This is a genomic window from Pseudoalteromonas shioyasakiensis, from assembly GCF_024518675.1.
Lineage (GTDB): Bacteria > Pseudomonadota > Gammaproteobacteria > Enterobacterales > Alteromonadaceae > Pseudoalteromonas > Pseudoalteromonas shioyasakiensis_B.
The window spans coordinates 147,795-169,902 of record NZ_JANIGL010000003.1 but is presented as its reverse complement, the minus strand read 5'-3'; the positions used below and the strand labels follow the sequence as shown (position 1 = coordinate 169,902).

25 protein-coding genes are annotated in these 22,108 nt (G+C 40.5%); 11 read left to right on the top strand and 14 right to left on the bottom strand.

Annotated features, from left to right (window positions below; all coding sequences use genetic code 11):
• Positions 1 to 8: 8 nt before the first annotated feature.
• Positions 9 to 212 carry a DUF1289 domain-containing protein gene (locus NQT69_RS10230; RefSeq protein WP_256827575.1) on the bottom strand — a complete coding sequence of 68 codons (204 nt, stop codon included), beginning with the start codon at positions 210 to 212 and terminating at the stop codon, positions 9 to 11.
• A gap of 74 nt (positions 213 to 286) precedes the next feature.
• On the opposite strand from NQT69_RS10230, the gene NQT69_RS10225 reads away from it, so the two are divergent.
• The gene (locus NQT69_RS10225; RefSeq protein WP_256827574.1) at positions 287 to 1,324 is read left to right on the top strand and encodes a S1C family serine protease; all 1,038 of its coding nucleotides are present in this window, start codon (positions 287 to 289) and stop codon (positions 1,322 to 1,324) included.
• A gap of 71 nt (positions 1,325 to 1,395) precedes the next feature.
• Here the strand turns inward: NQT69_RS10225 and NQT69_RS10220 are convergent, their stop codons facing one another.
• Entirely contained in the window at positions 1,396 to 1,908 is a 513-nt protein-coding gene (locus NQT69_RS10220) for a hypothetical protein (protein ID WP_256827573.1), read from the bottom strand.
• Positions 1,909 to 2,009: 101 nt separating this feature from the next.
• On the bottom strand, positions 2,010 to 2,750 hold the full coding sequence (locus NQT69_RS10215) for a hypothetical protein (protein WP_256827572.1): 741 nt from the start codon (positions 2,748 to 2,750) through the stop codon (positions 2,010 to 2,012).
• Positions 2,751 to 2,951: 201 nt separating this feature from the next.
• Here NQT69_RS10215 and NQT69_RS10210 point away from each other — a divergent pair, with 201 nt between their 5' ends.
• Both NQT69_RS10210 and NQT69_RS10205 read left to right on the top strand, forming a co-directional pair.
• On the top strand, positions 2,952 to 3,296 hold the full coding sequence (locus NQT69_RS10210; RefSeq protein ID WP_372823171.1) for a type II toxin-antitoxin system RelE/ParE family toxin: 345 nt from the start codon (positions 2,952 to 2,954) through the stop codon (positions 3,294 to 3,296).
• Positions 3,297 to 3,316: 20 nt separating this feature from the next.
• Positions 3,317 to 3,619: a helix-turn-helix domain-containing protein gene (locus NQT69_RS10205; protein ID WP_256827571.1), complete on the top strand. Its 303-nt coding sequence runs from the start codon at positions 3,317 to 3,319 to the stop codon at positions 3,617 to 3,619.
• An 18-nt stretch (positions 3,620 to 3,637) separates the two neighbouring features.
• Here NQT69_RS10205 and hisIE read toward each other — a convergent pair whose 3' ends face one another.
• Genes hisIE through hisG form a run of 8 tightly spaced genes read right to left on the bottom strand, consistent with a single transcriptional unit; the run spans position 3,638 to position 10,711 of the window.
• Positions 3,638 to 4,252 carry a bifunctional phosphoribosyl-AMP cyclohydrolase/phosphoribosyl-ATP diphosphatase HisIE gene (hisIE, locus tag NQT69_RS10200; protein WP_256827570.1) on the bottom strand — a complete coding sequence of 205 codons (615 nt, stop codon included), beginning with the start codon at positions 4,250 to 4,252 and terminating at the stop codon, positions 3,638 to 3,640.
• Positions 4,243 to 5,022, bottom strand: coding sequence for an imidazole glycerol phosphate synthase subunit HisF (hisF, locus tag NQT69_RS10195; protein ID WP_256827569.1), 780 nt, complete (start codon positions 5,020 to 5,022; stop codon positions 4,243 to 4,245). The genes hisIE and hisF overlap by 10 nt, the downstream gene beginning before the upstream one ends.
• On the bottom strand, positions 5,004 to 5,738 hold the full coding sequence (locus NQT69_RS10190; protein ID WP_256827568.1) for a 1-(5-phosphoribosyl)-5-[(5-phosphoribosylamino)methylideneamino] imidazole-4-carboxamide isomerase: 735 nt from the start codon (positions 5,736 to 5,738) through the stop codon (positions 5,004 to 5,006). Before NQT69_RS10190 ends, hisF begins: the two co-directional genes overlap by 19 nt.
• 35 nt (positions 5,739 to 5,773) lie before the next feature.
• On the bottom strand, positions 5,774 to 6,364 hold the full coding sequence (hisH, locus tag NQT69_RS10185; RefSeq protein WP_256827567.1) for an imidazole glycerol phosphate synthase subunit HisH: 591 nt from the start codon (positions 6,362 to 6,364) through the stop codon (positions 5,774 to 5,776).
• Positions 6,361 to 7,422, bottom strand: coding sequence for a bifunctional histidinol-phosphatase/imidazoleglycerol-phosphate dehydratase HisB (hisB, locus tag NQT69_RS10180; RefSeq protein ID WP_256827566.1), 1,062 nt, complete (start codon positions 7,420 to 7,422; stop codon positions 6,361 to 6,363). Before hisB ends, hisH begins: the two co-directional genes overlap by 4 nt.
• Positions 7,419 to 8,504 (bottom strand): histidinol-phosphate transaminase, encoded by a 1,086-nt coding sequence (gene hisC / locus NQT69_RS10175; RefSeq protein WP_256827565.1) that lies wholly within the window; start codon positions 8,502 to 8,504, stop codon positions 7,419 to 7,421. The genes hisB and hisC overlap by 4 nt, the downstream gene beginning before the upstream one ends.
• Positions 8,497 to 9,807, bottom strand: a complete 1,311-nt coding sequence (hisD, locus tag NQT69_RS10170) for a histidinol dehydrogenase (RefSeq protein ID WP_256827564.1) — start codon at positions 9,805 to 9,807, stop codon at positions 8,497 to 8,499. Before hisD ends, hisC begins: the two co-directional genes overlap by 8 nt.
• 4 nt (positions 9,808 to 9,811) lie before the next feature.
• Positions 9,812 to 10,711, bottom strand: coding sequence for an ATP phosphoribosyltransferase (gene hisG / locus NQT69_RS10165; RefSeq protein ID WP_256827563.1), 900 nt, complete (start codon positions 10,709 to 10,711; stop codon positions 9,812 to 9,814).
• A gap of 358 nt (positions 10,712 to 11,069) precedes the next feature.
• Between hisG and NQT69_RS10160 the strand changes: the two genes are divergently transcribed.
• Positions 11,070 to 11,303, top strand: a complete 234-nt coding sequence (locus NQT69_RS10160) for a hypothetical protein (RefSeq protein WP_256827562.1) — start codon at positions 11,070 to 11,072, stop codon at positions 11,301 to 11,303.
• A gap of 90 nt (positions 11,304 to 11,393) precedes the next feature.
• Here the strand turns inward: NQT69_RS10160 and NQT69_RS10155 are convergent, their stop codons facing one another.
• Positions 11,394 to 12,674 (bottom strand): cation:proton antiporter, encoded by a 1,281-nt coding sequence (locus tag NQT69_RS10155; RefSeq protein ID WP_256827561.1) that lies wholly within the window; start codon positions 12,672 to 12,674, stop codon positions 11,394 to 11,396.
• 134 nt (positions 12,675 to 12,808) lie between these two features.
• Positions 12,809 to 13,873 carry a mechanosensitive ion channel family protein gene (locus NQT69_RS10150; protein ID WP_256827560.1) on the bottom strand — a complete coding sequence of 355 codons (1,065 nt, stop codon included), beginning with the start codon at positions 13,871 to 13,873 and terminating at the stop codon, positions 12,809 to 12,811.
• A 268-nt stretch (positions 13,874 to 14,141) separates the two neighbouring features.
• Here NQT69_RS10150 and NQT69_RS10145 point away from each other — a divergent pair, with 268 nt between their 5' ends.
• From NQT69_RS10145 to tnpC, 7 genes are all read left to right on the top strand, one after another.
• Positions 14,142 to 15,968: an ATP-dependent DNA helicase gene (locus NQT69_RS10145; RefSeq protein ID WP_256827559.1), complete on the top strand. Its 1,827-nt coding sequence runs from the start codon at positions 14,142 to 14,144 to the stop codon at positions 15,966 to 15,968.
• A gap of 11 nt (positions 15,969 to 15,979) precedes the next feature.
• Positions 15,980 to 16,690, top strand: a complete 711-nt coding sequence (gene tsaB / locus NQT69_RS10140; protein WP_256827558.1) for a tRNA (adenosine(37)-N6)-threonylcarbamoyltransferase complex dimerization subunit type 1 TsaB — start codon at positions 15,980 to 15,982, stop codon at positions 16,688 to 16,690.
• A gap of 72 nt (positions 16,691 to 16,762) precedes the next feature.
• Entirely contained in the window at positions 16,763 to 17,095 is a 333-nt protein-coding gene (locus tag NQT69_RS10135; RefSeq protein WP_256827557.1) for a hypothetical protein, read from the top strand.
• Between the two features lie 168 nt (positions 17,096 to 17,263).
• Positions 17,264 to 19,054, top strand: a complete 1,791-nt coding sequence (locus tag NQT69_RS10130) for an EAL domain-containing protein (protein ID WP_256827556.1) — start codon at positions 17,264 to 17,266, stop codon at positions 19,052 to 19,054.
• Positions 19,055 to 19,122: 68 nt separating this feature from the next.
• On the top strand, positions 19,123 to 19,422 hold the full coding sequence (gene tnpA / locus NQT69_RS10125) for an IS66 family insertion sequence element accessory protein TnpA (RefSeq protein ID WP_256827555.1): 300 nt from the start codon (positions 19,123 to 19,125) through the stop codon (positions 19,420 to 19,422).
• Positions 19,419 to 19,766 (top strand): IS66 family insertion sequence element accessory protein TnpB, encoded by a 348-nt coding sequence (tnpB, locus tag NQT69_RS10120; protein ID WP_256827554.1) that lies wholly within the window; start codon positions 19,419 to 19,421, stop codon positions 19,764 to 19,766. The genes tnpA and tnpB overlap by 4 nt, the downstream gene beginning before the upstream one ends.
• 86 nt (positions 19,767 to 19,852) lie before the next feature.
• Positions 19,853 to 21,394: an IS66 family transposase gene (gene tnpC / locus NQT69_RS10115; protein WP_256827553.1), complete on the top strand. Its 1,542-nt coding sequence runs from the start codon at positions 19,853 to 19,855 to the stop codon at positions 21,392 to 21,394.
• Positions 21,395 to 21,529: 135 nt separating this feature from the next.
• Here the strand turns inward: tnpC and NQT69_RS19575 are convergent, their stop codons facing one another.
• On the bottom strand, positions 21,530 to 21,760 hold the full coding sequence (locus tag NQT69_RS19575; protein ID WP_372823170.1) for a zinc ribbon domain-containing protein: 231 nt from the start codon (positions 21,758 to 21,760) through the stop codon (positions 21,530 to 21,532).
• Positions 21,761 to 22,108: the final 348 nt, after the last annotated feature.

The window sequence follows — 22,108 nt, the reverse complement described above, 5'->3', positions numbered from 1 at the left end:
CTGTTAAGCTATTTTTTATCTGCTTGTTTGTTTGAGTCATGCCTAGGTGCATCAAGTATTATCTGTTTCTCAGCTTCAGATAATATTATCCAATCGAAAATCTCTTCACTCGTGCGACCACATCCTGTGCAATAGCCCTTTAAGCGGTGGCACTGACCAATACAGTCCGTTTTGTAATCAGTTTTATTATTTTTATTGTTCTTTGTAACCATAATAGGGTTAACCACTGTACTTTAGTTATTGGCTGAGGTTTACTAGTCGTAATATTGATAAAAGGGATTATGGAATGAAAACATTTTTTATTATTTGCTTGAGTTTAATTTCCACCTTAACAAGTGCGAAAGATTATAGCAGCTTATACAAGAAACTCGACCAATCAGTTGTGGTGATTTATGCCGCGACTGATTTACAACACCTTGAGAACAACAAAGCGGTAAAAACTAAAACCAATAGTTTAGGAACTGGATCAATTATTAACGACGAAGGGTTAATTCTGACTGCTGCTCATGTTGTTAATGATGCTGATGAGTTAACGGTCGATGTACCAGAGCGAGGCCATTTTAAAGCAAAAGTGCTTGCCAGTTATGCACCTGCTGATATTGCTTTAATAAAAATCATTAGCAAATATGATGACTTTAAATATATTCAAATAGCTGACTCAGATAAAACAACGATAGGAGAAGAAGTTTTTATTATTGGTACTCCATACGGGTTGAGTCACACACTCACAGTTGGCCATTTAAGTGGTCGGCGCATTCACCCAGGTAGCGACAAACTTAAGTTAGAGTTTTTGCAAACTGATGCTGCAATAAATCAAGGTAACTCTGGTGGCCCTATGTTCAACCAATCGGGCGAATTAATTGGTGTGGTTAGTTATATTCAGACACAATCTGGCGGTAATGAAGGGCTTGGTTTTGCAGCCAGTAGTAACTTAGTCAAACAAATGTTGATTGAGTTACCGACTATCTGGTTTGGAACAAAGTTTACCACGTTACCCAGTGGTATTGCCGCAGCGTTAAATATTCCACAAAAATCGGGGTTGTTGATTGAGCGTGTTACTAAGCAAAGTTTTGCTGATGCTGTAGGTTTGCAAGGTGGAATTGTTCAAGCCAAGATAGAAGGACAATCTTTAGTACTAGGCGGTGATGTTGTACTCGCTGTTGGGCCACATACAATAACGGGGGAGCCGCTAGTTTTTGAACAAATCGCAAACTATATCAAAGATGTGAAAGCAGGCCAGCGTATCGAGTTTACCGTTATGCGTAAAGGGCATATTATTAAATTATCCGCAGCTAAGCCCAATACACAAATTAAGCTCATCTAATAAAAACGGCCAACTGCAGGCAGTTGGCCATAAACGTGTTTGCATTGCTTAGATATTAACGAACACTTTAATTATTTACCTGCTACAGGCTTACCAATTTCTAGCGAGGTAGACCAAGGTGTTGAGCGTGATAATGTTTTACCAGTATGAATTGAAATAACCGGGGTATTTTCGTCAAGTACAAAAGTGGTACGTAATGATTCAGCCGATTCTTTTTGTTGCTCATGCCAGTTGTTTTGCGCTAAGCATTCACGGGTGAAATCTAGAGCTTTTTGGTGAGTTGCAACGGCTTTAGACTGCTCTTTATATTCTTCCTGGCAACGGTAAGTCACTGTATTGGTATCTAGTGCGGTGATCTGACATTGATCGCCCACTAAATTATATTTCGCAGTCCAGGTTTCCATGTACTTAGTATTTACACGGGTACGTTTTAAACCTTCAAAGCGGTTATCGTAAGAGCCTAATAAGCCATTGATTTTTTCACAAGGGGTGAGGTTATCAATTTGCGCTTGTTGCTCTGGAGATAAAGATGTACAACCAGCTAAAATAATACCAGTAAATAATACCGTTAAAGACTTTTTCATAGTGCGCTATCCTTTTGTAATAGCTAATCCTTCGAAGTTCCCTAAAGGATACCTAAGGGCTTGAAAAAATGCCATTAAAGACTAAAAAATAACGCCATAAATTATAAGTTTTGTTTAGGCACATTGTTTACTGTAACCGAGCCAGAACCATCAGATAATAGGGTAAAGCTTGCTGCTTTATCAACATTAATACCACCAGAACCATCAGCAATAGTCACATTTCCCTGTGTATTCTTTACTGTAATATTGCCAGAGCCATCGCTAATTTTCACGTTCTGCTTAGAGTTTACAAGTTTAATACTGCCCGAGCCGTCGTGAATGTCTACATTACCGGTAATGTTTCGTGCCTCAATTGCCCCAGAGCCATCTTCTATGTCTAGATCACCTTTGATATTGCGCACTTGTATTTCACCTGAACCATCGTGAATTGTTGTAGCTGATGCATTATCAACTGAAATTGCGCCAGAGCCATCGGTAATATTAAGCGTCAATGTTTTCGGTAATGATACCGTTAAATCAATGCGTGTTTGTTGCTCGTTATTATTGTTATCACAATTATTAGCGGTGAGCTTCGCTGCAATGACTTTCTTAACCAAATTAAGGCAATAATTATTGTGCGCTTCATATTGATAAATTTCAGCTTTTACAGTGATAGAGTCAGTATCACTGCCAACAATATTTAAAAAACCAGAGCCTGCTTCTACATTTAATGCTGTGAGCGATTGTGCATCAAGTGTCAGCTGTTGTGTATCCTGCAATGTCATATCGTTATTCCACGCTAATGCTTGAGTTGATAGCAATACTGCGCTGATCAGAGTGAGTCGAGTAAATGTGTTGCTCATTATTATTCCCTTTCTTTTTTGTGGTGTTTTTAGTTTAGTCGCAAGAGTAGTCAGAAAGGTTTAAAGCGGATTTGATAATTTTTTATTTTAAATTAAAGTTATCTAATAGAAGTACCCTATATAGGTATTGAAAATAAATGTGTCAACATTATTAGTACCAATTTTACATCTTGTAAATATACCCTATAGGGGTATACTTTTATTTACAAAACGAAGGTTTTCGTATCTTTAACTAAAAAAGAAATCCTGTCAGATAATGATCTTATCAACGCTTGTGAGCAGATGAGCAAAGGGCTTTTTGATGCAGAGTTGGGTGGTAATGTTTTTAAAAAACGTATTGCTGCTGGGAATAAGGGTAAAAGTGCAGGGTATCGCACTATTGTTGGTGCTGTGATAGGAGAAAAGTACTTTTTCCTGTATGCGTTTTCTAGAAGCGACAGAGCTAATATCAACGGCAAAGAAAAACTTGCTTTAAAAGAGTTAGCAAAGGAGTTTTTAGCGTTTAATCAGACTGAGCTTAACCAATTAATTAGTAGAAGATGGTGAGCTGATTGAGGTAGTAAATTATGAGTGATATTTTAACTGCAGTACATAAAACTGCAAAAGGCTTGCAAAAGTCTAAGGTAATTAATAAGACTACCATGCGAAAATTTGATGCACTGTGTTTAACTACGGTACATGAGTTTACGCCCGAGCAAGTTCGTACATTAAGGCAAAAAAATAACCTTTCCCAACCTGTATTCGCTCGCTATTTTAATGTTAGTGATAAACTAGTGAAAAAATGGGAACAAGGTGAAAGCAAACCAAGAGGCGCAGCGCTAAAAATGCTCTCACTAGCAGAAAAGAAAGGCCTTGAGAGCATAGCGTGATTTAGATTGTAAAAAAACTTACTTATGGCGTCCTTGCAAACATGCTACAACGTCTTGCAATTCTAAACCTTGGCGCTGTAGTAACACGATTAAGTGATATAGCAAATCGGCAGATTCGTTAGTCAGCTCATTGTTATCGTGTTTCATCGCAGCTAAGGCGACTTCCACGCCTTCTTCACCGACTTTTTGGCAGCTACGGCTTAAATCTTTGGCAAACAAAGAGGCAGTGTAGCTTTTCTCTGGGTCGTCATTCTTGCGTTCTACAATCACTTGCTCAAGTTGGGCTAAAAAGCTTAAGCTTGGTTTTGCAGCATCGCCAAAGCAACTTTGTGTACCTAAGTGACAAGTTGGTCCAAGTGGGTTGGCTAGCACTAAGATTGAATCGTAGTCGCAATCTGTATGCACCGACACTACCTCTAAGTAATTCTCTGAGGTTTCGCCTTTGGTCCATAAACGGTTTTTTGAACGCGAATAGAATGTCACTTTTTGCTTTTCAAAAGTCACTTCCAGTGATTCTTGATTCATAAAGCCTTGCATTAAAATAACCCCAGTACGGGCATCTTGCACAATGGCGGGGATCAATTCGCTTTTAGCAAAATCAACTTGAGTCAGGTTTTCTTTAGTTAGTTGCATAGTCGCGCCGCCACTTGGTTATCTGTTAAATATTGTTTTAATTCGCCGATGTTGATAACATTTTTGTGAAAAACACTGGCTGCGAGTGCGCCATCAATCTGACTTTGTTGAAATACATCAACAAAGTCTTGCATGGTACCAGCACCACCTGAAGCAATTAGGGGGATATCACATAAAGCGCGCATTTTAGATAACTGCTGGTTATCGTAACCATTACGTACACCGTCTTGGTTCATGCAATTTAATACGATTTCGCCTGCGCCTAAATCTTGCACGCGCTTAACCCATTCCTCGGTTTTGTAGCGTGTACGGCTCGATGCATTAGGATCGCCAGTAAGCTGATATACTAAATATTCGCCGGTGACTTCATCATAAAAGCTATCGATGCCGACTACTACACATTGCTTACCAAACTCATCGTGTAACTCTTTGATAAGCTCAGGGCGTGCAATAGCAGGGCTGTTGATGCTGATTTTATCTGCACCACGTTCAAGTACGCGTGCTGCATCAGCAACAGATTTTATACCACCAGCAACGCAAAAAGGAATATCAATATGACGCGCTATACTTTCTACCCAATTTACATCGAGTAAACGTTTTTCAACGCTTGCGCTAATTTCATAAAAAACCAGTTCGTCTGCGCCTGCTTCACTGTATGCTTGGGCAAGAGTGAGAATATCCCCAACAATTTCGTGGCCTTTAAATTTAACACCTTTAACTACTTGGCCGTCTTTTACGTCTAAGCATGGGATTATGCGTTTTGATAACATGCCAGCGCCTCCTCAACATTAAAAGCGCCATCAAGTAGTGACTTACCTAAAATAACGCCGCCCACACCCAGCTCTTTGAGTTTTTTAATGTCATCAAGTGAGCTTACACCACCAGAGGCTTGTACTTTAATATCACTGTTGTGATTTGCTAAATCTTTATACAGTTCAAAAGAAGGACCCGTCATGGTGCCATCTTTACTGATGTCCGTACATAGGAAATCAATCACACCCAATGCCACATAAAAATCGATGAGTTCAAATAAGCCAAATTCAGACTCACTTAACCAACCATGGGTAGCAGGCGCCCAACCGCTAGCTGTTTTATTGACATCAAGGGCAATCACAAAGTGTTTAGCACCAAATTTTTCAATCCAGTTTTTCACTTCATCACGCTTTTCAACCGCCATAGAGCCAATAACAACTTGGTTAGCACCAGCGTTTAGCCAATCACTGACATCTTGCTCAGTGCGAATACCGCCACCAACTTGATAGGGCACATTAAGTGCTTTAGTGGCCGCTTGAATGTGCTGCCATTGCTTTTTACTTGGGTCGCGTGCGCCTTCTAAATCAACCAGGTGTAATTTACCTGCGCCGCTTTGTGCATATTCTTGTAATCGTGCGCCAAGCTCAAACGGGTAAAATTGTGCGGTATCGTATTTACCTTGATATAAACGCACGATTTGATTTTGTAATACATCTAATGCTGGAATAATCACGTTAAATTCTCTTTTAATTTTTGTTTGCCAGCAGCCTATAGCTGCCAGTCTAAAAAGTTTTGTAATAACCGAGTGCCGACTTTTGCGCTACGCTCTGGATGAAATTGCATCCCCGCGTAATTGTCGTTGGCGACAATCGCTGAGAACGTTTGCCCGTATTCGCCGCTAACCAGTGTTGCATCGTTAACTGTGTGGGCAAAACTATGCACAAAATACACTTGGTCGTTTACATCAAGGCCTTTGGTTAAGGCGTGCTCGCGATTAAGCGTTAAGTTGTTCCAGCCCATGTGTGGCGAGGTTAAATTACCGACATCGAGTGCTTTAACTTGGCCAGGGATTTTTCCCAAACACTGCACATTACCTTCTTCAGTGCTGTCGCATAACAACTGCATGCCTAAACAAATCCCCATAAGCGGGCGTTGGTATTCATTAATTGCTTGTTGCCAACCACCTTCAACTAAGCGTCTCATAGCGACAGAGGCGTGGCCAACCCCAGGTAAAATAGCTCGCTCAAAGTTTTTCAGTTGCTCAGGTGAGGTGATCACCTCAGGGGTTTCGCCAAGGCGCTCAAAGGCAAAGCGCACTGAGTTAATATTGGCACAACCGGTATTAATTATGGCAATCATAAACACCCCTTAGAGCTGGCTGTTTGCTGGCTAGCGTCAGCGGCAATAGCCATACGTAACGCGCGCGAGAATGCTTTAAATAAGCCTTCTACTTGGTGATGACAGTTACCATCGCTTACAGACATGATTAAACTAATTGCAGCGTTATCACTTAAGCTTTTAAAGAAGTGCTCAACCATTTGTACGTCTAAGTCTCCGGCTTTTTCCCGGCTAAAGTTAGCATTTAATACAAATGATGCACGCCCTGATAAGTCAATTTGTGCCTCTGCTTTACATTCATCCATTGGCAGCGCAAAACCGTAACGGGCAATTTGCGATTTTGTACCAAGCGCTTCTTTTAACGCAAGGCCAAGAGCGATACCAATATCTTCAACTAAGTGATGCTCATCGATATGTAAATCACCTTTAGCTTGAATATCAAGACCGATGTTAGCGTGAGTGCGAATTTGATCTAGCATGTGATCAAAAAAGCCAAGACCAGTGCTTATTTCACCATTTTTACTTTGGTCTAAATTAAGTTTTACATCAATTTGCGTTTCTTTAGTATTACGCGTAACGCGGCCTTGGCGGTCGGCAGTGGTAAGCTTGGTGACAATCGCGTTCCAATCACCGTCATATAAAATGCCTTCGCAGCATAAGTTTTGTGCAAGGCCAATATCTGTTTGGCGGTCACCAATAACAAATGAACGACCTAAATCAACTTTACCAGAGCGCATAAGCTCAGTAAGTAAGCCTGTTTTAGGCTTGCGGCAATCACAGTTTTGCTCATCAAAGTGAGGGCAAATTAGCACGTCGTCAAACTTAATCCCTTGGCTAGATAAAATATCCATCATTTTATCTTGGGCGATATCAAAATCAGCCGTTGGAAAGCTGTCAGTGCCTAGACCATCTTGGTTTGACACCATAACCAAACGGTAGCCCGCAGCTTGCAATTGCAGCAGGGCAGGGATCACATTCGGTAAGAATTCTAGTTTTTCAAGGCTATCGACTTGTTTGTCAGTAACGGGCTCTGAAATGATAGTGCCGTCACGGTCAATAAATAAATAAGGGTTACTCATGATACTTCCTGCTCTACTAAGTTGGTTGTTTGGCTAAGGCCATCTAACCATATTTTGACTTGTTCTAATTCTTGTTCGCTGCCAATAGATATACGCAACCAATCGTTCTCACCGTACAGAGTGAATGCCCGCATTACTAGACCTTGTTCTAGGGCAATATTAAAGCTGTTCTTATTGGCAAGTTTTAAGGTAACGAAGTTGCCTTCACCGCTTAGTACGTTTAATACCGCCGGTGAGGCTTTGAGCCACTGCTTTAGTTTCTCTTTTAAGGCATTTAAAATGCTTACTTGACGGCGCATTGAAGTAATTGCATCAGCGCTTAGGGCATTTGCTGCAATGCTTGCGACAACGGTTGATACCGGGTACGGCGCTATTACTTTACGAATCGGTAATAACACCGCTTCTTGTGCCAGCGTAAAGCCAGTACGCAAACCTGCCAACGCAAATGCCTTGGATAATGTACGAAGCACCACAACATTGGCGTAGTCGTTGATTAGTTTACTGGCGCTTTGCTCTGGGCAAAACTCAATATAAGCTTCATCAACAATAACCAATGCTTTACCTTCAAGGGCCGTTGCAATGGCTTTAATTTTATCAAGCGAGGTTAAACTACCTGTTGGGTTATTTGGGTTACAAATAAACACTAACTTAGAATTCCCCACAGCGCTGACGATGTCATCCACTGAGCCTTCAAGCAGTAGAGCTTGGCTTAAACCATTAATAGCGACATTGTGAGTATCAGCGGTGACTTTATACATACCATAAGTGGGCAAAAATAACGCGATGCTGTCTTTGGCTGGTTCGCAGTATGTGCGCACAAGTAGCTCGATACCTTCATCTGCACCACGAGTCATTAATACTTGCTCGGTGCTTAACTGCGCATACTCTGCATAACGGTTAATTACGCTAGCAGGTTGTGGATCTGGGTAACGGTTTAAATCATCAATATTAATATCAATGTTTTTCACATACGGGCTTTCATTAGCATTGAGCCAAGTGGTACCTGTTAGCTTTTCACTTTTGGCAGAGCTGTACGCTGCTAATGCATCAATATTTGCAGGTAATAAAGGATTATTACTCATTATCATTGCCTCTATTCATAGCCTCTAAACGCACATTTACTGCATTGGCATGGGCATCAAGCCCTTCAGCGTCAGCCAGTGGTAAAATAGCTTTTGATAAGTTTTTTAAGCCACTTTGGGTAATGGTTTGTACTGTATATGTGCGAAAAAAGTCGAGCAAATTTAAGCTCGAATAGGTTGCACTATAACCGTAAGTGGGTAACACGTGATTAGTACCAGAGGCGTAATCACCCGCAGACTCTGGGGTATAATCACCAACAAACACAGAGCCTGCATTTTTAACTTTAGCTAAATACGGATTAGCATCGGCTAATTGCAAAATTAAGTGTTCAGGGCCATATTGAGCCGATACATCAAATGCTTGGTCAATAGAATCAACTAATATTAATGATGAATTGGCCAGCGCTTGTGCTGCAATATCTTGGCGCGATAGCTTGGTAAGCTGGCGCTCTATTGCTTGTTGTGTACGCTCGATGGTTAATTCACTATTACTGAGTAAAATGACTTGAGAATCAGCACCGTGTTCAGCCTGAGATAACAAATCAGCGGCAATAAACTCAGGATTAGCACGCTCATCAGCAATAACTAGAACCTCTGACGGGCCCGCTGGCATATCGATTGCCATGCCAGGAATTGTTTGTGCAACAAGTTGTTTTGCCATCGTGACAAAGCTGTTACCGGGGCCAAAGATTTTATTCACTTTGGGCACAGATCCAGTACCATAAGCCATGGCGGCGATTGCTCCGGCGCCGCCACTTTCTACGATTGTATTGATTCCGCATAATTTAGCCGCATATAAAATTGCTGGATTGATGTGTGCATCGCCTTGCACCGGAGTCGCTAGAACAACTGTTTTAGCACCACTAAGTTGCGCAAGAACACCCTGCATGATCACAGAAGAAGGCAATGGCGCGCTACCACCGGGTACATAGATACCGACTGCCTCAATTGCTTGATATTTTAATTCACATAACACACCTGGTTGAGTGGTTAACTGAATATCTTTTGGCAATTGAGCTTGGTGAAAGCGTTTAACATTTGCATACGCCGTATCGATAGCATATTTAAGCTCAGGGCTTAACTGTTGTACTGCATTGTTGATCTCTTCAACAGGCACTAATAATCGCGGCGATGGGCGATTATCAAATTGCTTTGCCATATCGAGCAGGGCCTCATCACCTTGCTCTTTTACATTTGCCATAATTGTTTGGCAAATTTCCTCTACTTTTGCACTCGCACTAACAGCAGGGCGCATTAGCGCCGCTGCTTGTTCGTCTGCGGATACCTCATTCCAGCGCAGCATTTAGTTACTCCATCATCTTTTCAATTGGCATTACTAAGATAGAGTTTGCGCCCAGCGCTTTTAGTTGCTCCATCGTTTCCCAAAATAATGTTTCGCTACTGACCATGTGTAGTGCAACATAATCATCAGAACCAGCTAAAGCAAGTAGAGTAGGTTGACCTGTCCCTGGTAATAAGTCGCAAATTTCATCAAGCTTATCTTTTGGTGCGTGTAGCATGATGTACTTGCTTTCTTTTGCTTGTTTTACACCACGTAAGCGTGGCATGAGCTTATTGATAAGGGCTAACTTGTCAGAATCTTGTAAGTCTTTATTTTGAATTAAACAGGCGTTTGACTCTAAAATAGTATCACCTTGCATTAAGCCGTTAGCTTCAAGTGTTGCACCGGTTGATACCAAGTCACAAATTGCATCAGCAAGGCCAGCACGAGGGGCGACTTCAACAGAACCTGTGAGCATAACGGTGCTTGCGTTAATGCCTTCACGTTTTAGGTATTGTGTTAGAATTTCAGGATAAGTGGTAGCAATGCGCTTGCCTTCAAACCAGCTTTTATCTTGTGGGCCAAGCTCTTGTGGCCATGCAAGTGCTAGGCGGCAAAAACCAAAATCAAGTTTAGCAAGTTTATTTACTTCACTAGGTACGCCTTGACGCTCGCGTTCTGCTTGTACTTCTACAAGTACATTTTCACCAACGATACCTAAGTCACATACACCGTCCATAACAAGGCCCGGGATATCGTCATCGCGCACACGTAGTACGTCAATTGGCATGTTTGTAGAGTGTGCAATTAAGCGCTGCTCACGTAAATTAAGTTTAACACCCAATTGTTTAAGTAAGTCTTGGCAATCTTTAGAAAGGCGGCCACCTTTTTGAATGGCGATACGTAGACGGTTGCTGTTACTCATTATTCATTTTCCTTTAATTTAAAAACTAAAAACCCCGAGGGAACCTCAGGGCGAAAATGAATCTAGTATGTTGATTCGCCAGAGGTTCCTTTTAGGAATAACCTCTCAGCGAAAGACCTGACAGGTTATTCCGGTGAATGGTGGTGATGATGTACTGTTGTCAGGTTTAAGCGCATTATAATATTTCCTAAATAACATTTTGTTTTGTATTACAGAGTCGAAACAAAAGTGTTTAATCTGTTTAAGTAAATTTCACATATAGAAAAACATATTTTTGTTATAGGTGGCAAGTTTTTTTTGCATAAATTAAAGAATAAGCTATAACGGCCGATGATAAGAGTAACCAAAGGAGGAACGCATGGATATTATGATCCCTTATTTAGGGCAAATAACTCGCTTGCAGATTGAATCTAAAGGTGCTTTTCATATTGCGGGGCTAAAAGACTCGAACGCGCAGCGAATTGAGCGTGAAAAGCGGCAAAAAAGGGAGTTGGCTCAGCAAACTAAAATGGCAGAAAAAGCCGTGCAAGAAAGAAAAAAACAGCAGGAAAACAACAACGAAGATGATAACCACTTAGATACATGGGCGTAAAAAAGGGTGATAACTTATTCACCTCAATAGCATAATTAATTAGTTTTTGCTGAGCCGCGATAGGGCTATCGCGGCGATAGCTATTTAATTTTATTTTTCTTTGTTGGCACTGATACTACTTTCAATGAGAGGGGAAATAGTTAGACCCTGAACAATAATAGAGAATATCACGACCACATAAGTAATTATAACAATAAGGTTGTGCAAATCTGATTGCCCAATAAACACCTCATCACGTGGGATTGCTGCGGCCATTGCTAGTGCCAAACCACCACGCAAACCACCCCAAGTTAAGATTTTCACTGTATGTTTGTCGTATTTTCTAAACTTCTTGAACACCACAAACGGCGCGCCAACACTGATAAAACGGGCAAAAAGTACAACTGGTACCATAAGTAAACCTAAGCCAATTTCCGCAAGGCTGATGGGCATAGTGACAATGAGCATACCAATAATCAAAAACAATAACGCATTTAGAAAGCTATCAGTGGCGTGCCAAAAATCTTTTACGTAGCGTGTGTCTTCAGGCCCTGTGCGTTCAGTGGCTTTGCTGCGGGTGATATTACCAAGCAATATACCGCTGGTGACCATGGCCAATGCACCTGATATTTCCCAAATATTGGCAGCAGCAAATCCTGCTGTTGGGATAGTTAAAGTGAGTAATAAACGAATGTTAACATCGCGGCTGTTAATTATTAAAAAGTGGCCTACTAGCGCAATAACTAAGCCAAATACGATACCACCAATGGCATCAACTAAGAATAACTCACCTATATCAACGACTGTTGCTTCAGTGCCATAAAACGCCACTGCAAAAATGGTGGTGAAGATCACCAAACCAATACCATCGTTAAACAGTGACTCGCCTTCAACTTGCACAGATATCCCCTCGGGAGCACGCATTTGTTTGATTATAGCGAGCACAGCTATAGGGTCGGTTGGGCTGATAAGTGCGCCAAACAATAAACAGTAAATAAAGGGGACAGACCACCCAAGTAGCTCAAATGCGTAAAAGCTTAAATAACCAATGATGAATGTTGAAGCCAAGGTTGAAAATAACACCAGAGCAGTGATTTCCCAGCGTTGCTTTTTTAGCGCAGCGAGATTGATTTCAAGCGCGCCAGCGAACAGTAGAAACCCTAACATCCCTTTGAGCAACAATTGGTTGAAATTAATACTTGAAACAACTTGGGTGATCTCAAGGGCGGTTGAGTCGCCTTGTAGTTTTACTGCTAAAATTAATAATAATGAAATCACAACTGAGCCTGTCGTTATGGCAATGGTGGTTTGCATTTTCAGGATGTATTGGTTAGCAAATGCGATAAAAATTGCAATTGCAGATAAAAAACAGATCAGATACCAAGCATTCATAGGTTAACCTTAAAAGTGATTTTCTACTGAAAACTATTAGTGATAAATTAAGTCTGTACATATGCTACTGCGCAAAGTCATATGTGTCACATTATTTATAATTTTTTGACCTACAGCTAAATTTAATCGGTTACCTAAGTGTCTTTTTCTTGGTTTGTATTGATTGCTCTGATAGGGAATGGGATAACAATTCCTTCTTGGCTAAAGCGTTTATGCAGCGCTTTTATAAATGCAGATTTAACCCAAAACCGATTAAAATATTCTTTCACTCTGAGCATTACTGTAAAATTTATACTTGATTGGTCAAAAGTATGATAGACAACAAATGTACTGTAATCATCGACACCCCATTCATGGCTGACTAAAATCTCTCGTGCAACTTCAAGGGTAATTTGTTCTACTCGTTCTAGATCTGATTTGTAATGTACGCTGACTTCCACAGGAACGCTTAGTTCTTTTTCTGGGTAAAAGTAATTAATGATTTTAGATTTAGATAATTGGCTATTCGGTATGATAATCATGTTATTAGGTAGCATTTTAACCCAGGTAGAGCGCCAGCCAATTTTTTCAACAAACCCTTGCTCTTTACTTTCAAGTTCTATGAAATCACCAACACGAATAGGTTTATCTATTACCAGTTGTACACCCGAAAAAAAATTTTCTAACGTTGGCTGTAATGCAAGTGCAACGGCCAATGAAGTGATTCCTAAAGAGGCGATGATAGGTGTAATTGAAATACCTAGAGTACCTAGCAGAACAAGCATCCCGATACATAAAATGGAGCATCGTAACAGACCTTTTATGATACTGTGGCTATTTGAAACCACGGTCGATTTTCGACTGTAATAATCAACAGTACCAAATAAAAAATTATCAAAAAATAGGATCAAGGCAATAATACAAATCGCTTTTGCAGTTGCTTCAATAGGCAAAGGTTGCTCTGCCATAAAGCCTGTTGCATCTAAAAGGTGACTAAAAATAATTAATAGCACCATAATAGTGCACAATGTAACCGGTGTGGAAAGCGAATTAACCAATAAAGTATCAAACACAAACCCAGTTGATTTTGTCCACTTTCTCAATAGCCAAAAAATTATATATTTTAATAAAAACAATATAATAGCGCATGACATAGTGCCAGCAATAAGTAGTAGCCAAGGTTCATCAAACGAATTGTATTGCATTAATTTATCAAGCATTAGCATCCTTTGCGCTTATTCGTTTTACTCTTTTAACTGAAAATATAAGCAATTAGTGTTCCGCCTAACTTGTGTTGTTACAAGTAATGGACTGTATAAAGATTCTTGGGTTATCGTGATGGATTAACTTGCCCTTAAGGCTCTGCTTTTGTAAAATTCCGCAATTATATTTGGTCAAGCGAACGATATTATCAAAGAGCTTTTTAGTGCAACAGGCCCATTAGCGCTTTCCCTTGATGGTTACACCCCTCGGCAACCACAAATTGATATGGCTGTTGCGGTAAGCGAAGCACTGAAAAACCGTTCTCAACTTGTAGTTGAAGCGGGGACTGGTACGGGTAAAACCTATGCTTACTTAGCTCCTGCATTAAAGTCAAAAGGCAAAACCATTATTTCAACGGGGACAAAGGCGCTGCAAGAGCAACTTTATCATCGTGATTTACCGCAATTGGTTAAAGCCTTAGGCGCCAGTAAAAAAACGGCTCTGTTAAAAGGCCGCAGCAATTACTTATGTACCTACCGCTTGAGTCAGCATGTTGCTCATGTGCCAACAGATGACTCTGATGTCATGCATCAACTCGCTATGGTGGCTAAATTTGCTAGTGAAACTCATACCGGTGATTTAGCCGATTGTATTGGCATTGAAGAAGATGCCAAAGTGCTGCCTTATGTCAGCTCCACGGCTGATAATTGCTTAGGTAAAGAATGTCCTGATTTTCAAGAGTGTTATATCCGAAAAGCACGGTTAACAGCCATGGAAGCCGACGTTGTGGTTGTCAATCATCATTTGTTTTTTTCCGATATGGCAGTGAAAGATACAGGTTTTGCTGAACTTATCCCCACTGCAGATGCGTACATTTTTGATGAAGCCCATCAACTTAGCGAAATTGCCAGTGATTATTTTGGAGAAAGTGTTAGTAGCAAAAAGTTAATTGATTTAATTAATGATTTACGTGCTATTTATCGTGCTGAAATCCAAGATATGCTGCAATTAGGTAAAACCCTCAATAAGTTAGAGACCAGTGTGGCTGACTTACGTTTGCAATTTGGCTTAGACAGCAGCCGCGGGGATTGGCGAGAAAAACTTGCCAATAAGGATGTATGTGCAGCCTTGCACCGAGTGATCAGTGATCTAGATTTCCTCTATCAAGTGCTGAAGCATTGTTTAGATAGAAGTGACAAAATAGAACACCCTTTTGAGCGAACCCTTGTATTCAAAGGGCAATTAGAACGTGTATTTGACATTAGCCAAACGGGTTATAGTTACTGGTATGAAACGACCCGTCGCTACTTAACCGTGCATGTTACCCCATTGAATGTGTCCGTTAAGTTTGCGCAAATGATGCAAGAAACTGGCGCGGGTTTTGTATTTACCTCGGCTACTTTATCGGTTGATAATGGCCTTGAGCATTTTAATGCAAGCCTGGGTCTTAAGCCTGCACAAAGCATGATGGTAGATAGTCCGTTTGATTACCATGAGCAAGCATTGTTATGTTTACCTCGCTATCTACCTGAAACACATGCCGCGAATATGCCGCATGCAATTATTAAGCATACATTGGCACTTATTAAAGCAGCGAAAGGGCGGTGCTTTGTGCTTTTTACAAGTTATCGCATGATGCATTTAGTCGCAGAAGGGTTAAGCGCTCAAATCGATTACCCTATTTATATGCAAGGCCAAATGTCTAAACGCATCATACTAGAGAAGTTTACCCGCCATGGTAATGCTGTATTATTAGGCACGGCCTCGTTCTGGGAAGGGGTTGATGTCAGAGGCAGTACGTTAAGTTGTGTTATCATAGATAAGTTACCATTTGCAGCCCCCGATGACCCGTTATTACAAGCAAAAATGCAGGATGCACAAATGCAAGGGCACGACCCTTTTGCTTATATTCAATTGCCTCAAGCGGTTATCGCACTAAAACAAGGGGTGGGGCGATTAATTCGTGATAATAAAGATAAAGGTGTATTAGTCATTTGTGACAATCGCTTAGTTACCCGCCAATATGGCCAAGTTTTTTTGAAAAGTTTACCGCCAATGCGCCGTACCAGAAGCATTGAAGTGGCGAGTGAGTTTTTAGAACAAATAAATTAGAGAAACCAAACATGAGTAATACAGCAACTAATCCTGCGGTAAATTTTTTAGCACTTGATGCATCAACAGAAGCACTTTCTTTGGTGTTAACTATAAATGGTCAGACGTATTCGCATTTTGAAGAGTGTCCTCAGCAACACAGTCAAAAAATTCTTCCTTTAGTTGATGCTCTTTTAGAAAAAGCAAATTGCCGTTTGCAAGATTTAGACGTCATTGGCTTTGGACAAGGTCCGGGCAGTTTTACTGGTGTGAGAATTAGTGTTGCCATAGCCCAGGGCCTTGCTTATGCCTGTAACTTACCGTTAGTTGGTGTATCCACACTACAAATGATGGCGCAGCAAGCATATCAAGAAACCGGTGCAACAGAGGTATTTAGTGCCATTGATGCGCGTATGGGGGAAATTTATTACGCTCAATATAAGCTTGCAGCAGATAGCACCATGGAATTAGTGGGCAAAGAACAAGTACTTAAGCCAGATAATCTTGATTTAAATAATAAGCAGGGGGTGGCTGTTGGTACTGGCTGGCAAACTTACCCAGAAACTTTACAAGGTATTGCTGGTATGACGCTTAATAATGACATTACACTGCCAAATGCGTTGTATATGTCGGCATCAGTTATTAAGGGCTTTGTCCATAACCAAACTGTAGAAGCGGCTCAAGCACAGCCTAAATATGTACGTGATACCGTAACCTGGAAAAAGCTGCCTGGTCGCGAATAGAATAAACTACAAACTTGCAAGGTCACGGATTATGGCACATAATTCAAGTGACCTTTTTGATGAGAACTGCATGTGACTTTACCCATTGGCTCAGGTTTTTACACGGGGGATATTCCCGGTAAGATTACCTCTAAACAGAATGTAGCTAATAAACCGCAACGTTTATTAGAGCAATCTAATGCCCATGAACAAAAGCCAGAATATGTTAAGTCGAGTCAAGAAGGCTTTGATCTTGCTCAGAAGCTTCAATTAAACAGCAACAAAACCAATACCCAATATCAACAAACAATCTATGACCAACCCTCACCTAAAGTAAGTAAAGCCATTTCCACTTATACTGAATTTGCCAACCTTGAGCGCCGCGCCGAAGTGCAAAACCTAATTGGTGTGGATATTTACGCTTAGAGTAATCGCTTATTATGGCGCTAGCACTAATTACATCATCTAGTAAATGTAATGCAGATGTTGCTTTTAAGTAACTTTTAGTTGCTGGTTTTTTGATTTAGCAATAGGTTCGACTTGTTAAATTTCCTTATTTAGGTATTGTATAAAAAAAATAACAAGAAATTCACCGTGCTTTTTACGAATATTTTTCATCATTTTAATCGTTTAGCGGTAAAAGTGTCATCTAATACAGTAATATTGTCTTTGCGTGAAGGCTATATTGCGTTGATCCCTTTTTTTATAGTTGCTTCATTAATTACACTATTAAATCAATGGTTTAATATAGCAGGGAGAAGTGGGGGTTATGCATTTTTAAATAGCTTTAATCAATTAATTTGGGCTTTGTTTCCTTTAATTACGTTATTGGCTTTTAGCTATTACCTAGCAAAAAATTTACGGCTAAATACCATTGCAGTGCCCGTGTTGGTGATAACCTGTTTTACTGCCAGTACGGGTTATTTTTATGATACCGGGACGCAAATCCAGATCGACAACCGCGCAGGGGTTCTATACTCCATTTTGATGCCTATTTTTTGTTGTTATCTACTTAAGTTTTTTTCTTCATTTAGTGCTTTAAAATTGGTTGGGATCAGTACCATAAGTTTATTCTTACGAAAGCACTTAAACTTGATCTTCCCTTATTTGATAGTCAGTCTGCTCACTCTTTTAGTGATCCCAGTTATCACTGAACTTGGCAAACTTGGATTATCCTATTTAGTAAGCTCAAATGATGACGTGTCTATTTTCAGCAAAGTTAGTTTACAAATGCTGGGTGCGCACATCTTATGGTTTTTTGGTATACACGGTGATAATGCTTATCATATTTTAGCGCCAGCAGCTTATACCAACTATACCCTTTTAGGTGGCTTAACCAGCTATAACTTTTTTAGTATCTTCGTGTTATTAGGGGGAACGGGGTGTATCTGGGGATTGATCATTACCTGTTATTTACTGAAAGACGCTGAGCATGAGCGCAGTATTGCACGTATATCGATGCCATTGGCGGTTTTTAATATTAGTGAGGTGATGATTTATGCGTTACCCATTGTGTTTAACCCCTTCTTTTTAATTCCTTTTTTGTTAACACCAATTGTAAACGGTGTTATTGCTTACACTGTGGTTGAGTATGGGTTTGTCGTGATCAATGCCAGTGATAATATTCCTTGGTTTACGCCGGTGTTTTTAAGCGGCTGGATGGCAACACATAGTTGGACAGGTATTTTATTACAATTGGTTTTAATCCTGTTAAATGTGGCAATTTATTACCCATTTGTATTGGCAAATAAGCGTTATAATATTACTGGCAAAGCGGTTGATATGCTGGTGAAGCGATACAGTGCTGGGGCGACAATTGAGGGCAGCTCTGAGCAAAACTTTGTAATTTCCCACTCCAAAAATCAATTACAACAATATAGTTTAAAGACGGTGACTGATGCCTTAAATAAAGGGGCGCTTACGTTATATTATCAACCCAAAATAGATCCCATATCGAAAAATATAGTCGGCTTTGAAGCGCTTCTTAGGTTAGTTCAAGCGGATGGTGAAGTCGTTGGCCCTTGGTTTTTAGATACCTTAGAACAACATAATTTGATGTATATTATTGATGACTTTGTCATTGATCAGTTGGAAGTCGATTTAGCTAATTTTGCCGCGCAAGGTTTTAAACCGAAAGTTAGCTTTAATATTTCGCCACAAAATTTATTAGCCGGTGCTTATAAGCGTGTGGTAAATGCATTTGCTCGTTTTCCAAATCAAGTCGAAGTTGAAATTTTAGAGTCCAGTTATATAGAAGATTTTGAAGCAACCGTTAAACTCGTAGAATATCTTAATAAACATCAGATCAAGTGTGCAATGGATGACTTTGGTACGGGGTATTCATGTTTATCAGTATTGTCTAAACTTAATGTAGTAAGCGTCTAGCAAAATACACCTGCCAGTAACTCAGTAAAATGATTAAGCTATTTCCAAATTTCAATGAGGAGATAGTCATGAGAAAAACGCGTAGCCTAGAACAGTGGCGCAGTATTATTGAAGAACAACAAGCCAGTGATTTAACTATCACTGACTATTGCCAGCAAAATGCTTTATCAAAAACAACGTTTTATGCCGCGCTAAGTAAACTTAATGCCTCATCAGGAAGCTTTGTTCGAGCAAACGTCACGAAACACGTCGATATCATCGAACCACAACAGCCAATCATCCTCTCGATTAGTAAAGTAAAAGTCAGCTTACCACCCACAACGTCTGCATCTTATCTAGGCCAATTACTGCGCGAGCTTGCCCGATGAAAATGTTTCTTGAACCTAAATGTATTTACTTACACCGCGATGCTGTGGATTTTCGAAAATCTATTGATGGCTTGGTCGCTATCGTTGAAGGCGAGCTTGAACGTGATGCCTACACTGGCGCGTTGTTTTTGTTTTGCAATAAGGCGAAAGATAAACTCAAGTTGGTTTACTGGGATAGAACGGGATTTGCATTGTGGTACAAGCGGTTAGAAAAACAAAAATTCAAATGGCCAAACCAAGCGAGTCTACAAGATTTTGAACTCAGTCCCCAGCAACTGGATTGGTTGTTGTCGGGGTATGATGTTCTTGGTCATGAGGAGTTGCAGTATCAATCTATGATCTAATTAACAGTAAACGATCATTGCCACACATCCTATTTTATCTGCCATGCAAACAAGAAAAGTGCACAAAGTTTTGTTAAATTGCAGGTATGAAACTCGATGCACACTCACTGCCTGACGACCCAGAACAACTCAAACGCATGTTACTTGAGTTGCAACACATCGTTGTGAAAAAGGATAAAGAGTTAGCTGAAAAAGACGCGCAAATTCACGAATTACTGCAAGCTTATAACGCAAAACTTGCCAAAGAGTACGCAAAGAAATCTGAAAAGATGCCGGGTGCAGGCGAAGTATTCAATGAAGCCGAAGACATTCTTGATGAACATGATAAAGCGCTATTGGCAACATCAGCCTCAGTAAAGACAGAAAAAGCCAAACCGAAACGCCGCCCACTGCCAGCACAGTTACCTCGAGTTGAAGTGGTTATTGACCTTAATGAGGGTGATAAAAAGTGTGATTGCTGTCAAAGCCCACTACATAAAATGGGTGAAAGCAGCAGTGAAGCACTCGAATTTGTGCCAGCGCATATCAAAGTAATCAAAACCATTCGTCCAAAATATACGTGTCGTCATTGTGAGCGAGAAGGGATTGAAAGTGTGGTGAAAACCGCAAAGATGCCCGCAACAGTTATTCCAAAAAGCATTGCAACGCCCAGTTTGCTGAGCCAAATAATCATGTGTAAATACCAGTTTGGTTTACCGCTTTATCGCCAAGAAACGTTATTTTCTGATATCGGTATTGAGTTGAGCAGACAAACCATGTCGAGTTGGATGTTACGCTGTGCTGAATTATTGTCACCGCTCTATCAGCGTTTAAAAGAAATCTTGCTATCTCAAGCGGTTATTCATGGCGATGAAACCTCGTTAAACGTTATTAACGCAGATAAAGCGACCAGCTATATGTGGCTGTATTGTTGTGGCGATGATAAACCGGGTAAAGGCACTAATATTGTCCTGTTTGATTACCATAACAGTCGCGCAGGCCAATGTGCGGTTGATTTTCTTGATGGTTACAAAGGCTACATGCACGTTGACGGCTACAAGGCTTACGAGCAAACGAATGCAACACTGGTTGCGTGCCTAGCCCATATACGCCGTAAGTTCATCGAGGCCAAAGGCAATAATAAAAAAACCGTCAAAGCGGATGTAGCACTTAACCTTATTCGCAAACTCTATGGTATTGAGCAAGCCATCAAAGGTAAACTGGCCGATGAAAAATTCACCGTTAGGCAGCAAAAAGCCAAACCAATCGTTGATGAATTGTATCAATGGTTACTCAAACACAAAGACAAAATCCCTCCTCAAATGGTGCTAGGTAAAGCAATTTCCTATGCGATAAATCAGTTTGATAAATTCAGGCGTTACCTCGATGATGGCAGGCTGAGTATTGATAACAACCGCGCAGAGCGAGCCATAAAACCGTTCGTAATAGGGCGAAAAAACTGGTTATTCTCAAATACCTGCAATGGTGCACATGCCAGCGCCATACTCTATAGCCTTGTTGAAACCGCAAAGGCCAATGATCTTGTAGTGCATGACTATATTACTACTTGCTTACAACATATTGCGGAGCAGCCAGATAACCTTGAGCCACTTCTGCCTTGGAACTTTAGCAAAGCTAGGTGTCGTTAGCTATACGCTTACTTAATGTAAATACCATTAAATTAGATAAAAGCTTATTACCCGAGTGTGATAACGTAAAATCGGCCGCGCTCTTGATTTAAATCGCAACGAACGAAACATTCGTTGTTATGACTAAGGTTCAAGCTACCTTGTTAAATGTTTAAGCAAGATGTTTCTCGCACCATTCATGTCTCGGCCAACGGTAAAGCCATCGCCTTTAATGACTTTTGATGAACCTAGTTTTGTATTAATAGAACCATCCCAAGACCTAGTTTTAGATGTGTATGCCTCGTTACAATCAACAACTTGCTTACCGTACTTTTTTGCGTACCACTTTAGGCGCAACTTAAAGCCGTAGTGGTTTAAATCAAGCATCTGGCGGCAAGTGTTGCGGCGGATTGTTCGAATATTTTTATTTTTCCGTGTAACCATCCCTTTTGTCTCGAATGACGGCAAAAAGATAACGTCATAGCTCGATGTAAGTTCATAAGCTAGTCGGTTGTGTAAGTCCAAGATAAGGTCATCTTTCTTGCACTTTAAACGGTTAATCTCACTCTCAAAATGAACGATACGATCTCTAGCCCATTGGGGCATATCAGGGAATTTAACGCCTTTCTGAGTGTTTAACACTTTTTGCTTTTGACCGATCAGGTTATCCACACGTTTCATTAACGGGAATAGCTTTTCTTTGGCAAAGTTATCACCTACGACCAACGCATCATC